Annotated in this window: 9 protein-coding genes and 1 pseudogene; 7 read left to right on the top strand and 3 right to left on the bottom strand. The window is 36.7% G+C overall.

Translation table 11 applies throughout. The features are described 5' to 3' along the window. Positions 1-49: 49 nt before the first annotated feature. The 4 genes and pseudogenes from FJR06_RS16510 to rdgB all read left to right on the top strand — a co-directional run bounded on the left by FJR06_RS16510 (position 50) and on the right by rdgB (position 3,052). Positions 50-793 carry a phycobilisome rod-core linker polypeptide gene (locus tag FJR06_RS16510; protein ID WP_015079022.1) on the top strand — a complete coding sequence of 248 codons (744 nt, stop codon included), beginning with the start codon at positions 50-52 and terminating at the stop codon, positions 791-793. 140 nt (positions 794-933) lie between these two features. Further along, positions 934-1,662 (top strand): phycobilisome rod-core linker polypeptide, encoded by a 729-nt coding sequence (locus FJR06_RS16505; RefSeq protein WP_015079023.1) that lies wholly within the window; start codon positions 934-936, stop codon positions 1,660-1,662. Between the two features lie 228 nt (positions 1,663-1,890). After that, positions 1,891-2,331: pseudogene (locus FJR06_RS16500) on the top strand (phycobilisome rod-core linker polypeptide); the annotation flags it as partial. A 148-nt stretch (positions 2,332-2,479) separates the two neighbouring features. Further along, the gene (gene rdgB / locus FJR06_RS16495) at positions 2,480-3,052 is read left to right on the top strand and encodes an RdgB/HAM1 family non-canonical purine NTP pyrophosphatase (protein WP_015083483.1); all 573 of its coding nucleotides are present in this window, start codon (positions 2,480-2,482) and stop codon (positions 3,050-3,052) included. A gap of 2 nt (positions 3,053-3,054) precedes the next feature. On the opposite strand, the gene FJR06_RS16490 is transcribed toward rdgB, so the two are convergent. The 3 genes from FJR06_RS16490 to FJR06_RS16480 form a co-directional block, all read right to left on the bottom strand. Further along, on the bottom strand, positions 3,055-4,401 hold the full coding sequence (locus FJR06_RS16490) for a hemolysin family protein (protein ID WP_015083482.1): 1,347 nt from the start codon (positions 4,399-4,401) through the stop codon (positions 3,055-3,057). Positions 4,402-4,491: 90 nt separating this feature from the next. Beyond that, positions 4,492-5,187 (bottom strand): hypothetical protein, encoded by a 696-nt coding sequence (locus FJR06_RS16485; RefSeq protein ID WP_015083481.1) that lies wholly within the window; start codon positions 5,185-5,187, stop codon positions 4,492-4,494. A gap of 162 nt (positions 5,188-5,349) precedes the next feature. After that, the gene (locus FJR06_RS16480; RefSeq protein WP_168651830.1) at positions 5,350-11,058 is read right to left on the bottom strand and encodes an alpha-2-macroglobulin; all 5,709 of its coding nucleotides are present in this window, start codon (positions 11,056-11,058) and stop codon (positions 5,350-5,352) included. A 160-nt stretch (positions 11,059-11,218) separates the two neighbouring features. Here FJR06_RS16480 and pbpC point away from each other — a divergent pair, with 160 nt between their 5' ends. The 3 genes from pbpC to FJR06_RS16465 all read left to right on the top strand — a co-directional run bounded on the left by pbpC (position 11,219) and on the right by FJR06_RS16465 (position 14,390). Next, a complete protein-coding gene (gene pbpC / locus FJR06_RS16475) occupies positions 11,219-13,570 on the top strand; it encodes a penicillin-binding protein 1C (RefSeq protein ID WP_168651831.1) in 2,352 nt (783 codons plus the stop codon). A gap of 117 nt (positions 13,571-13,687) precedes the next feature. Then, positions 13,688-13,834 carry a hypothetical protein gene (locus FJR06_RS16470; RefSeq protein WP_015083478.1) on the top strand — a complete coding sequence of 49 codons (147 nt, stop codon included), beginning with the start codon at positions 13,688-13,690 and terminating at the stop codon, positions 13,832-13,834. A 154-nt stretch (positions 13,835-13,988) separates the two neighbouring features. Next, positions 13,989-14,390: a GxxExxY protein gene (locus FJR06_RS16465; RefSeq protein ID WP_015083477.1), complete on the top strand. Its 402-nt coding sequence runs from the start codon at positions 13,989-13,991 to the stop codon at positions 14,388-14,390. Positions 14,391-14,508 lie beyond the last annotated feature (118 nt).

Below are 14,508 nucleotides of genomic sequence, written 5' to 3'. Positions count from 1 at the left end.
TTTATCTTCCAAATGCTTCGCCCCTACTAACAACCAACAACTGACAAACATGACAATACCTTTACTAGAATACAAACCCAGTTCTCAAAACCAGCGCGTTTCTGGTTATGAAGTTCCCAACGAAGATACACCCACAATTTACCGCATCGAAGACTACGCCTTTGGTGGAGAAGTAGAAGAATTAATTTGGGCTGCTTATCGGCAACTTTTTAGCGAACACGTCATTCTCAAATTTTATCGCCAAGTTCATTTAGAATCCCAAGTAAAAAACAAAGCTATTACCGTCCGCGATTTTATCCGGGGTTTAGCTAAATCTGACGCTTTCCAAAGTTTGGTAATTCAGAGTAATTCTAATTACAGATTAGTAGAAATTGGGCTGAAACGGTTATTAGGTCGCGCACCTTACAACAACAAAGAAGAAATCGCTTGGTCAATTGTGATTGCTACCAAAGGTTGGGGTGGTTTTGTTGACGCTTTGCTCGATTCTGAAGAATATCAAAGCAACTTTGGGGAAAATATCGTTCCCTACCAAAGACGACGTTATAAGGATAGACCCTTTAATTTGGTAACACCACGATACAGCGATTACTGGCGCGACCAACTTGAAGAAGCTCGTTATAAATGGGGTGACATTAAAAACTTTTTGGATATGGCAAATTCCATTAAGATTAAAACAGTGACTTACACACCAGTTAGCACTGCCAATATCCAAATTCCTAACACTACCAAGGAAACGACATCAACAGGTATCCCTGTTTCTATTAGTCCTAGTGCTGGGTTTCCCGGACGCTAGATAGTTTTTTAACTAGCTGGGTAATCTCGGTTACAAAAGTGATAACGTTTGTATTTTTTTAAGGATTTTAATTTTAGTTAGTTTGCTAAGTATTAGAGCATTTTGAAATGCCAAATTTACCAAAAGGCAGGTTCTTTAAAATGGCAATTCCTTTACTTGAATACAAACCTACAACTCAAAACCAAAGAGTTAGCAGCTTTGGTACGGCAGATATTAACGAGGACAATCCTTATATCTACCGCATTGAAAATGCTAACTCTGCCGGCGAAATTGAACAACTAATTTGGGCTGCTTATCGCCAAGTCTTCAACGAACAGGAGATTCTCAAATTTAACCGCCAAATTACCTTAGAAACTCAACTCAAAAATCGGTCAATTACGGTTAAAGACTTCATTCGTGGTTTGGTGAAATCAGAGCGATTTTATCAGCTAGTTGTGACACCAAATAACAACTATCGGTTGGTAGAAATGTTCCTGAAAAGGATCTTAGGTCGTTCTCCCTACAATGAGCAAGAAAAAATTGCCTGGTCAATTCAAATTGCTACTTTAGGTTGGGGAAAATTTGTGGATGTTTTGATTGATAGTAGTGAGTATGAACAAGCCTTTGGCGAGTATACCGTACCCTATCAACGCAAACGGATGACCACAGACCGCCCAATCAGTTTTACTCCCCGCTATGGTGCTGATTATCGTGACCGGGCAGGTATTGTCCAAAAATGGCCGTATCTTCGTCAATGGCGTGGAGGTTTCTACCCAGGCTCTGGGCAAAATGTTGATTTGGGGGCATTGTCTGCTGTATTACTGGTAATAACCGCAGGCATTACTTTCTTGTTGATTCTCAATTGGTTAGGAATTAGTGATATCTACTAGCCTTTTGAGGGGAAAATAAGTAAGTAACCCCGCCTCAGAATGAATTCTGATAGCTTGCGTGGCGTAGCCATGTCTAATAGCAAAAGTCGTCTCAAGACGACTGAAAAAAAAGTTTATAGTCCGTTTTAACGGACTTTAGTTATTAGCCCTAAACTTCAGTTCTGGGCGGGGTATTTCTAGAACGAAATCTTTCTTTGTTTAATTTGATCATAAAAGGAGAAAATTAATATGGCATTGCCATTACTTCAATACAATCCAAGTAGTCAAAATCACCGGGTGGCCAGCTTTGGCGTTGCTGACCAAAATGAAGATACACCTTATATCTATCGGATTGAAGATGTTAGTTCTTACACTGACATGACAAACATCATTTGGGCTGCTTATCGTCAAGTTTTCAGCGAACATGAAATTCTCAAGTTTAACCGTCAAGTTACTTTAGAGTCTCAACTTAAAAACGGTTCTTTGTCAGTTCGTGACTTTATCCGGGGTTTAGCTAAATCTGAAGCTTTCTATCGTTTAGTTGTCTCTGTTAACAACAACTACCGTTTAGTAGACATCACCCTCAAGCGTTTATTGGGTCGTTGTGCTTACAATAAAAAAGAAGAAATTGCTTGGTCAATTGTTATTTGTAACAAGGGCTTTGGCGGCTTTGTTGATGTTTTATTAGACCTGTCTCTTATACACATCTAGATGTGTATAAGAGACAGACTAACAACTGTACGGGCGAAGCATTTGGAGAACTATTTTTGGCAATGACCGATAATTTATCTTCCAAATGCTTCGCCCCTACTAACAACTGACAACTGACTAATAAGCAATGAATAAATTACTAGTAGTAGCGACAGGAAACCCCGGTAAATTGCGGGAAATGCAAGCTTATTTAGCTGATTCTGGATGGGAATTAGCTTTAAAACCGGAAGATTTGGATGTGGAAGAAACGGGAGAAACTTTTGCGGAAAATGCTGGTCTGAAAGCCTCGGAAATTGCCAAAGTTACAGGTAATTGGGCGATCGCTGATGATTCTGGTTTAAAGGTAGATGCTCTCAATGGTTCGCCGGGGGTGTATTCTGCTCGTTATGGGAACACGGATACAGAAAGGATTGAGAGGTTATTAAGAGAATTAGGTGATCAGGAAAATCGTCAAGCTCAATTTGTGTGTGCGATCGCAGTTGCAAATCCTCAAGGAGAAATAGTGATTCAATCTGAGGGTATTTGTCACGGTGAAATTTTGTTTGCACCTTCTGGAGATGGTGGTTTTGGTTATGATCCGGTTTTTTATGTACCAGAGAAACAATTGACTTTTGCTCAAATGACGACGGATTTAAAAAAATCAATTAGTCATCGTGGTAATGCTTTAAAAGCTTTAGTTCCTCAATTATTGAGCATTTGAGATTAAGAATCTAAAATTTTAATTTGGATTTGGTGAAGACGCGGACCAATAATTGAGATCACCGTAAATTCAAGATGATCATAATTAAAGATTTCCCCTTTCTTGGGGATTTTTTGGCATTGATAAAGTAAAAATCCGCCCAAAGTCAGATATTCTCTAGTTAAAGGTAAATTAAGATGTAAGACTTGATTAACTTCTTCTAGATTGATTTGAGCTTGCACTAAAAATGTCTGTTGGTCTACCATTTGGATCAGCAAATCATTAATGCTATCAAGTTCACCGGAATGACCGATAATTTCAGCAATAATGTCTTGAGTAGTCACCAGTCCGACAGTTCCCCCAAATTCATTGACTACCATTACCATAGAGGGTTTCTCTTGCTGCATCATTGGCAAAAGTTCACTTAATAGGGTTTGTTCTGGCACAAATCGGGGCGAACGCATCCACGGTTGGATTTGTGTTTCTGGTGTGATTTTTCCTAAAGCCAAGGGTTGTGCTAAATCTTGAAAGTAAACTATACCGCGAATGTCGTCTAAAGATTCGCCAATGATCGGATAACGAGAGTGACCAGTAGATGCTATTTCCTCAAGTAATCCCTGAAAACTGGCGGTTATGGGTAAAGCAATAATGCTAGTTCGGGGAATCATGATGTCTTCAGCCGTAATATCTCCGAATTCAAAGACGTTATTTAAGAGTTCTCGTTCTGCATTTTCTAAACCTGTAGATTCTCGTTCTGTGGAGATAATTAATTGTAATTCTTCTGGTGTGACTGGAGGCCGCCAACTTTGTCCCGTGTATTCAATCCCAAATAATCGTAATAGCCAATAAGTTGAGTGGTTGAGAACCCAAATAAAGGGACTAAAAAAACGGACTATTGATTTAACTGATGGACCTAAAAGCCTAGCTAGATGTTCTGAATACAACATTGCTACTGATTTTGGACACAATTCGCCTAAGACGATTTGTAGGTAAGCAATGGCAAAAAAGGCCATGGGGACTGATAAAGAATGAGCTAGTAGATAATTAATTCTGAAAGGTAACGGCCAGGAATCGAGCCATTTTTCTACCAATACAGCAATTGTACTTTCGCCAATCCAACCCAGTGCCAGACTAGAAAGGGTGATACCTAGTTGGGCTGTAGATAGTAATCTATCAATACTACGCTGTAGTGTTTCCACGGACATCGCTCGGAAATCACCCGCTTGTACTAACTGTTGAATCCGAGTTCGCCGCACTGTCACCATTGCAAACTCTGCCGTCACAAAAAAGGCATTGATAGCAATTAGCACTAGCACACTACACAACCGCAGCCCCACATCTGTCCAACTTAAAGTAGAAAAAGCACTCACTGTCTAAGGTGATGTCAAATTTGACATTAGTGTAAGAAAATACCATCTAAAATCCTGCGACTGAGCGAAATTAAAGTCCAAAATGGAATCTTAATTCCCTTTTTCTACAGGAATATCAGATAATTGTAACTTGAGTTTTTGAGCAGGATAATCAGTCAAAGATAGAGATATCTGTTTGACATCATCAAGTAAAGCTGTGGGAATGCTAATTGTACCTTTAAATTCCGCACCTTTTGCGGGCAATTCTGCTGGTAAACCTTCTGTAATTGCACTCAAAGTTCTGCCTTTATCGTCGGTAATATCTAAAAAACTATAGAGAAACCGCACAGAATCACCACCTTTATTCTGCATATTCACTTTTAGTAGTAAATCACCACCCGAATAGCGGATAGATTTTACAGACATAGTTACACCTTCACTTTCAGCAGTTATAGGAAATCCTGGTTGAGAAGTTTCTGGTGCTGCGGATTTTTCCTGTGGCTGCGGCTGGGTAATTTTAATTTCTTCTTCTTCTGATTTGTCTGGTTTATTACCCTTTTTTTGGTCGCTAATTCGTGATTTCACGACTTTGAGAATATCTTCTTCTTTTAAGAAAGCTTCACTTTCCTGTTGGGGGTTATTGGCTTTGCTGCTGTTAAATTTAGTCGCAGGACGACCATCTGGTGTAGTGACACCTTTAAGTGCCATACTTCCCAAGGTAAAGCCCAAAAAACCACTTGCAGAACCAGCACCCAACATGAGGGTTAACAAAATTAAGGTTAGTAGTACAGTAGTATTTATTTTCATGGCAGTTATCAGCGAATAGGAATTCAGATTTAGTTACTATATATGCTACTCAGGATTTTTGAGTTTGGCATTATTAATCTTAGCAAAATTTACAACTCTATGCCATTGATAGGAGTTGAGGGGTCTTATATCTTTGCTTTCTTTCTGCCCGCGCTCAAATTATCACTTTTTTTCTGCCAATATTAAAGTAGAATCTGCACTTCGTCCAAATTCTTCTGGTGCATATTGAAGATGAACTTCCGCACCAGGCCAAATAAATGTTCCTGGAGTCACAGAACGAACTAAATAATGTAAACTATAAACTCCCGGTTCAAGATGATTTGCATAGGAAATAATTCGATCTTTATGGATTGTTTTATATCCTAATTGCCAATTATCGGCTTTTGCTTGTAATGCTGGTGTCGCTGTTTGAAAACTATCATCTACAGCTTCAAATCCTGCGGGTAAGGGGTCTTTTATGACTACATGATCTACAGGATGATCTGTAATTATTTCTAACCCAATATCAAAGACTTGTCCAGGTTGTAAAGTTAAAGGTTTATCAAAAGCATACATTCCAGTTTTTTGAATAACTTTCTCTTCATTAACTTTACTAATTTCTCGCGTTACTCGTAACCCGTTAAATCTTCCTGGTTGATTTCCTTGTAACCGATATTTGTAAGCAACTAAATAATGTAATCTGCCTCTTCCAGATTTTTGTAACCATAAATCACGATTACCTTGGGGTAATTTATTCATGGGAACATTTATTTGCAAGTTGGGATTTTGATAGCCATTAAAACGGGTTTCTCCTAATTTCTGATTTGCTAATTTTACCGTAGTCATAAAATTAGGTGGTGTGGGTTGAAGTTGACTATATGCAACTAAAGCTGTGAATGCCTGGGCGTTATTATAACTAGATTCCCATGCGCCATCTCTGCGTAAATTAAGAAGACTTTGCAGTAATTTATCAATGATTTCTGGGTTGGTTTTTTGGTCAATAAATAACCGTAAAGCTTGGGCTTGGGTGACAGTATTTGAACTCATCCAACTCCAACTTTGAGGTAAGTTTACAACTGCGGTACGTCCAGTTTCATAAATATTCTTTTGGAATTGCACACGCATAATTTGCGCTTGATTTTGCCATTCAGGAAATTGATATAGATATCTGGCTAATTTGATTTGAGTAACTAGATCAAAATCATCACGTTGTTGATAAATATCTGACAGAAAACTATTGCGTTTATCTCCTAATTGTGCTAAGGCAATCAAAGAATTTAGTTGCAATTGAGATTTACAAAGTTTCTGTTTACAAAAGTCATATTGTCCAGGATTTGCAAGAACATTTTGCAGATAAGTTTTCAGAGTAGAGATGATTTTACTATCAACCAAATCAGGAAAAATTTGATTAGCTTTGACTAAAGATTCTGTTGCATAACTAGAAACCCAAGGATCTGATTTTTGTTGTCCTGGAAATGCTGCAAAACCACCATCTGCTATTTGCAATTTTTGTAATTGTGCAATTGCTAATTTTGCTTGTGCTTGAGGATTAAATTCTGCAAAGGTTTGATTATATTTTTGGGTGAGGGTTTGCAGATTTGCCGCAATTAATAATTGACTTGCGGCTGGTTCTGCAAATGGTAAATTATTATTTTCTAAAACTTGTTTTGCAGGTGCTGTAATTTCCGGAATTAAGGTACTGGCTAATTGAATATCTAAACCTCCGGCTTCGCGGAAGGTATTTTTATTAATATTCAGGGGAATTTTTAGCTGTTTTTCACTAACACCAGTTTCTACAACTTGTTCAGTAATTTCTAAAGGTTTAATTTCCAAAGGGACAGTAAAAGCATCAGCAATATTATTTAATTGGGTGGTAAATGTGAGTTTACCTTGTCCCACATTACCCGCTATCATGGGGAAGCGATAAGCTTGGGTTGCTGACTCGGCTTTTGGTTGTAATGTCGTGGTTTTGGGATTATTTTCTGCGAAGTTGAGAGAACCGCTAAGTTCACCTTTAATATTGAGGTTTCCGGTGTTTGTGGTGGTATTGGTGACGGATAAACCTGCCAAAATGCGATCGCCTGTGCGGGCAAATTGTGGCAGAATAGCATTAGTTATTAATGGCTTTGTGGTGATAAATGTTGCGTCACCATTGCCAAACCGCAAATTTCCATCTGTAGCCACTACCATTATCCGCCAAGTTGTTAAATTATCGGGTAATTTAAAGGTGATTTTGGCTTTACCATTTTCATCACTAATTACCGAACCATTGTAATAAGCTAAAGCTTGAAAATCTTCACGAATCCGAGTATTTGCTAAAGCATTGGAGAAGCCACCACCATAACCCCAACCCTTGGGTAAACTTGCCGATAATGGGGCTAATTTAACATGACGACGATTATCACTAAATCGGGTAGAAATTGGTTGTTCTGCATAGACAGTATCTACCAAATTTGGCGGACGATAACCAGTTAATTGTAATATGGCTTCATTCACCACCATGACAGTAAATTGTCCTGTGGTTGGTTTTCCTTGATCATCTTTTAATTCCAGTTCTACATTTGCTTCTTTTCCCGGTTCTAAAGATTTTTCAACTGGGTTAATTTGTACCTTTAAATATTTATCTGCTAGGTTAACTTTAAAATCTGTAAAACCAATTCGGGCTAAATTTTCTAAACTTCCCAGTTCTATTTGATTAAGTGGTTTACCTTGTCTAACTAACACCGCTTGTACTGCTGCATTAGGTAACATTTCTGGCGTAATTGGAAACTGAATTTGGGGCGCACCTCCTTTAATTTTGATAACTTGTTGATAGAGAGATTTATCTTTAATGACTGCAAAATATAATTCTCCTTCTGGGTAGGGAGATTGAATTAAAGCTGTTGCTGTGTCTCCAGGTTTAAACTCTTTTTTATTTAATTTAACTGACAACTTATCTTTTTCTTCTCCACCCCAAAATACTTGATTTTCTCCTGTCACCCAAATTTGTAAATCTGTGGCTGTAATTTCATCTTTATTATCACTAAAATTAGCGCGAATCCGATATGAACCTGATATGGTAGGTTTCAAATTGACTGTTTGGGGAGTATTCCCAGATGTAATATCTGTTTTCCCAACTGTCTGATATTCAACTTGATTTTGTGGAGTTTTACTACCTTCAACAATTTTGGTAACGCTGCTATATTTCATCTGTTGTAATTCCAGATGTATCCTTTGATTTTCTAGAGGTTTTCCCGTTGGGTCAGTGACAATAAATTCTACAGGAAAATCTTTACCAGCGTCAGCGACAAAATTACTTTTTAAACCAATGATTCTATTACTAGGTAAAGCAGTAAAAGTTTGGGAATTAGCAACTGATAAATTAGAAACATCACTAATTTGCACGTCTACCCGGTAAGTCATGGGGTAGGGTAAATCTTTAGCTACAGTTAAGGTTTGATTACTTTTCCCATTAGCATCTAATTTAGTGTTAGTTTGTAAAACATCATTAGGAACATTGGGACTTTCTTCCGGCCAAAACCATTGTCTCCCAAAACTAAATTCTTCCCAACCTTTAGGGATAAAATTAGTCTGTTTACGAGTGACAAAATACTTAGCTTCTCCTCCTTCCACTGGGGAACCAAATAAATAATTACTTCCTACTTGCACATCAATTTTGTCATCAATTACTGCAAATTTTTTATTTAGCTGTAAATCAACTTTAAAATTTGGTGGTTTAAATTCTGCTACTTGAAACTCTCCAGAAATTTCTTGTCCCTTGTTACCTTTTGCTTTAATAGTATAAAATCCTAAAGGCTGATTTTTGGGAATCGGTAACTCTAAAGAAAATGTACTAAATTCATTAGTTGTTTTTGTGCCTAAATCTGTATTTTTCCCAGTAGTATTGACTAGAGTTAATTGATAAACTGCATTTTTATCTTCCTGAACTTTACCTTTTTCTAAATAATCTGCAAAAGCAGTAAAAGCCGCTTTTTCTCCGGGTTGATATAACTTTCTATCAGAAAAAATTATGCCTCGTGATTCTGGTTTATCAGCTTCCCAACCAGCATCAATTCCATAACCATAAGCACCACTATATTCTTCATTTCTAGTAAATGCCCAATCTTGATTTTCACTAGCAATTACTAATAATTGTGGTAAACTAGATTTTAATTTGGGATAACATTGGATTAATTGATTATTTTCAATGATTAAAATTCCTTTTTCATCAGTTTTTCCAGTTGCACATGGTACAGGTTGAGGACGAGATTTATCAGCTAATTTTGATTGATAAACTTCAATATTTGCCGCTTTAACTGGTGAACCATTACTAAGATAATGAACCCGAATTAAACCGGATTCTGGAAACCATTGAGAAAAGATACCTAAATTGGTTAATTGTACCATTCCATAAGTTGTGGGTTCTCTCCACAATTGTTTACCGTCTTCTTGATATTTATGAGTTCGTGCTTGCACTCCATAAGCTAACATTCCCTGAGTAGTCCCTAATTTTTCTTTGAGGGGAACATTGATAGTTAAGGATTGATTTTGCTTACCATTAATTGTGAAATCTTGCCATTTAGCAGGTTCGGGTAATAAATCATTAGCAGTATTTGTATAAACTAAATCTGTTGGCTTAATAATGCGATAAGCTGCTTGATATTTTGATTCTGGTAAATTAATAGTATCAATATTAATTTGTAGATCTTTATCTGTGGGGAAAATATTTAAATCTGAGGGTACAGAAATATTACCAGCTATATCACCAGTATCATATTTAATTGTGAGTGGTTTACCTAAAGTCTGTCCAAATTTATCTTTGAGATTTTTCTCAATATTAATTGTATAAGTAGTAGCTGGTTCTAAAGCATAAGGATTAATACTGACAATTCTATCTTCTCCAGAAATTTGCAGTACACCATCAATATTTTTTGGTGTTGGCTTAATTTTAATATTTTCCTTAACGGAATCTGCTAATAAAAGATTATTAAATTCTAACTGGGGACTACCTTTAATAAATCTGCCATAAGTTCCACCTGAATCTGGTTCTCCATAGGGTTTAATTCCCACAAATCCCAAAGGTGAATAAGTCGCTAATTTACTGACAAATTCTTTTTGACTTGGTAAATTACCATTAGCAGGAAGAATACCAGGAGAAAAAGTTAAACGGTAAGGTGTGGCTTTTTCCAGATTTTGCTGAGGAATCAGATTATAAATCCAATTTTTAGTTGCAGGATCAAATTTTTCTAAAGGATCTAAATTTTCTGGTGTTTCTTCCTTCGCTAATTCCACCTTAAAACCCACACCTTGAGTTTTACCTTCAGGAATTAACTGTAAATGCTTTTGGACAGAATCTAGATCCAATGCTAAATTAGAGGTAAATTGCAACTTTGGTTGTAAATCAATTGGTTCAACTTCCGCTTTTTCCATGGGGTTAACCCCTGGTAAATTAGTAATTTGAATAGATTCAGTATTAAAAGTCCAAGCCAAATCTTGATTTAAGCGATGATTTTTTAAATCAGCTAAACCAGCTTTGAGAGTAACCTTAACTCGCGTCGCTTTCGGTATAGCTTTATCAGCTTGAAAACCCACCATACGCGGAGTTAAAAAGCGAAACTGTCCCGGTAAAGGAGGCCAAATGGCAAATTTAGTTAATAAATTTTGTTGTTGGGGACTATCAAGACTTTCAATAGGAATTACAGCTTCTTTAAAACGGATACGAATTTGCCCCAGAGGTTTTGCATCTCCCACAGGACTGATTTGTTCTATCCAATCTGGTAACTTTGGCGTTATTAACGACTCAACCATTGGTAATTGTTCATTACCTGATTGAATACCAACAAAATTACAACCCGTCATTCCGCATACGAGAATAACAATAACCAGGAACTTAAATATTTTTATGATCTTCATATTAAATAAAATGTAAACATCGCATTCCTCTCTTCCTCTGTGTTCTCTGTGCCTCTGTGGTTAGATAAAAAATTCTGTACACAAATCAAAAAGGATTGATATATAGATAACTAATCTAGTGTGACAATTCCCAACAAACCATACAATTCTTAATATTGTGATGAATTTACTAACTCATGTCCTCAAAACTCTTACTCTTCGCGCCTCTGCGACTCTGCGTGAAATAAAATCATATAAATTGAAACTAAAGCGCAACTACAAACTAAATAAAATTATTTTCTCCTGCATATTGATATGTTTTCTAGTCCGATTATGCCCCTATTTTGCACCTATTCATAGTGTAGATATTGCCCAGCATCAATTAGCAATAGAGTTTACAGATCGGAATAATTTACCATTAGGAACTGTATTAACCAGTGATCAAGAAAATACATCAGTTGTGAAATTAAATCAAGTTTCACCTCAATTTATCAAAGCAATTTTGGCGGCTGAAGACGGTAGTTTCTATCAACATGGGGCGTTAGATTTAAAAGCGATTTTGCGGGCAATTAAAATAGGAGTAGAAAATAAAAAAATTGTTTCTGGTGCTTCCACAATTACCATGCAATTGGCGAGAATGTTGGATAATTCACCGCGAACAATGACTGCAAAATTAAAAGAGGTTTGGTTATCGTGGCGATTAGCTGCGGGAATGACTAAAGATGAAATTTTAGCTGCTTATATTAATCGTCTCCCCATGGGCGGAAATATTTATGGGGTGGAAGCTGCGGCGCGAATTTACTTTGCTATTCCTGCAAGTGATTTAAACTTGGCACAAGCTTCTATTTTAGCAGCAATTCCTAATAATCCCACTTATTTTAATCCTTATCAACATCAAAAAAGATTACAGCAACGACAGAAATATGTGTTAAACAGAATGGTACAGGAAAAATATATTTCTGATGCAGAAGTAGAACTTATATATAAAGAGAAAATAATATTTAACCCCCAGCAACAGGGAATTATTGCTGCACCACATTTTTTATTTTGGTTAGCAACAAAAAACAATACGCATAATACAGAATCATCACCTATTCGCACGACAATAAATCGCCCTTTACAGCAATTTGTGGAAGCACAGGTACAACAAGTAATTTCTTCTTTAAAGGCGAATAATGTCCATGATGCAGCAGCGGTAATAATTGACAACTCCTCTGGGGAGATTTTAAGTTATGTTGGTTCGCCTGATTATTTTAATGATGTGAAATTAGGGCGAAATGATGGAGTCCAAGCTTTGCGTCAACCAGGTTCTACCTTGAAGCCATTTGTGTATGAATTAGCTTTAGAAAAAGGCGTAATTAGTCCTCATACTATTTTGCCAGATGTTCCTACTCATTATGCAATTCCGGGAGCAAAATTATATAGTCCGACAGATTATACTAACAGCTTTCTTGGTCCTGTCAGAGTCAGAGTTGCTTTGGCGAATTCTTTAAATGTACCTGCGGTAAAGGTATTAGAAAAGGTGGGTGTAGAAACTTTTTTAAATCGGCTGCATGAATTGGGTTTTGCACATCTAAATCAAAATGCTGAATATTATGGTTTAGGGTTGACTTTGGGTAGTGGTGAGGTGAATTTATGGGAACTGGCTAGTGCCTATTTAACTATGGCTAATATGGGGAAAATCACACCATTGGTAACTACATTAAATAGTTCTCCAATTGCCAATTCTCAATCTTTAGTTTCCCATAGTTGGCAATTAATTATTGATATGTTAAGCGATCGCTATGCCAGATCCACAGCTTTTGGTGTAGACTCAGTGTTAAATTTGCCCTTTCCCGTCGCTGTCAAAACTGGTACATCTTCAAACTATCGTGATACCTGGACTGTAGGCTTTAGCAGTGATTATACTGTGGCTACGTGGGTAGGTAATTTCAACGGTGAACCCATGCGTCAAGTTTCCGGTGTCACAGGGGCTGCACCTTTGTGGAATAGAATCATGTTACATCTGCACGAACATCAAGCCCCCGCTGATTTTCCACCTCCAGCAGACATGATAAAATTGCCTATCTGCGCCACCACAGGGTTAAAACCTACACCTAGCTGTACTTCCGTAGTTCAGGAATATTTCTCTGTCAAAGATAAAATTGCTTATCAAAAATCTACGGATTTCCATTTATCACCTGTGTATGATCAATGGTTAGCAAAACAACCACAATTGAATTTTAATCCTGATAATTTCCGCATTATCTCTCCTCGTAATGGGGATTTATTTCTGCTGTATCCAGGTGAAGACGGACAGCAAAAATTAGAATTTAAAGCTAGTGGAACATTAAATCAGTCTGTGGACTGGTGGCTAAATGATAAACATTTATCTACACAATCAAGTAATGGGATATTTTGGCATTTACGCCCTGGTAATTGGCAGTTAGAAGCTAGAACTGGCAAGCTACACGACCAAATAAACTTTCAAGTAAAGTTAGGAAATATCCAACCTAAAAAACAAGGTTTTTCTGTAGCAAATCCCACTAAATAATAGAATATTAGAGATTGATGAATTTTGCATAATCACCTCAATCTTTTATCCGGGAGTTGATAAATCAAAGTTGATAATGTAAATGTGGTTAAAAGTTTTCAGGAAGTGAAAATAGTCATGAAAAATACACAAGAACGCAAGTCTACTAAAAAGAAACAGTCTTTTTCTCCTGTTGATATTGGGACTCCTAAAGTACCAGTTCGGAAAACTAAAGCTAAAAATCAACAGTCTGAATCACTCAGCGACTGGGAACACGCGAGTTAATTTATGAACTGCTTTTCTTTCCCTGCATCTGTCTAAACTATGATTTGTAGTGATTTTGGTGATCATGATGATTTAATATGGTAATCATTGAATCAAAGTAATTATAGTTTAGACAATAATCAAGTAAGGTAGGGTAAGTTAGGGTCAAAAAAAGATGATCAATGAAAAGTATAAATACTCGGAACTGACATCCAAAATCATTGGATGTTCTATGACTGTGCATAAAACATTGGGTAATGGTTTTCAAGAAGTTATTTATCAAAGGGCATTGGTAATTGAAATGCAATTAGCGGGTATTTCTTTTGCAAGAGAATTTGAAATGCCGATTTTTTATAAAAAACAACAAATAGGAACACGACGAGTAGATTTTTTGGTCGAAGGTGTTATTTCAGTTGAAATAAAAGCAGTAACTAAATTAGAAGACGTTCATTTTGCACAAGCAATTAACTACTTAGAAGCATATAATCTTGAGATTGGGTTACTAATCAATTTCGGTGAAACCAGTTTGAACTTTAAAAGACTTACTAATAAGAAATATAAAACGTCTGAACTATGATTCTTATGATTTGGATGATTCTTGTGATTTTTATGATTTGGATGATTTAGAGTCTGTCTCTTATACACATCTAGATGTGTATAAGAGACAGGAACTATGATTCTTATGATTTGGATGA

The sequence above is a fragment of the Dolichospermum sp. UHCC 0352 genome (genome assembly GCF_009711925.1).
GTDB classification, from domain to species: Bacteria; Cyanobacteriota; Cyanobacteriia; order Cyanobacteriales; family Nostocaceae; genus Dolichospermum; species Dolichospermum lemmermannii.
The sequence above is the reverse complement of the archived record's forward strand: the minus strand, read 5'-3'. Positions and strand labels throughout refer to the sequence as shown.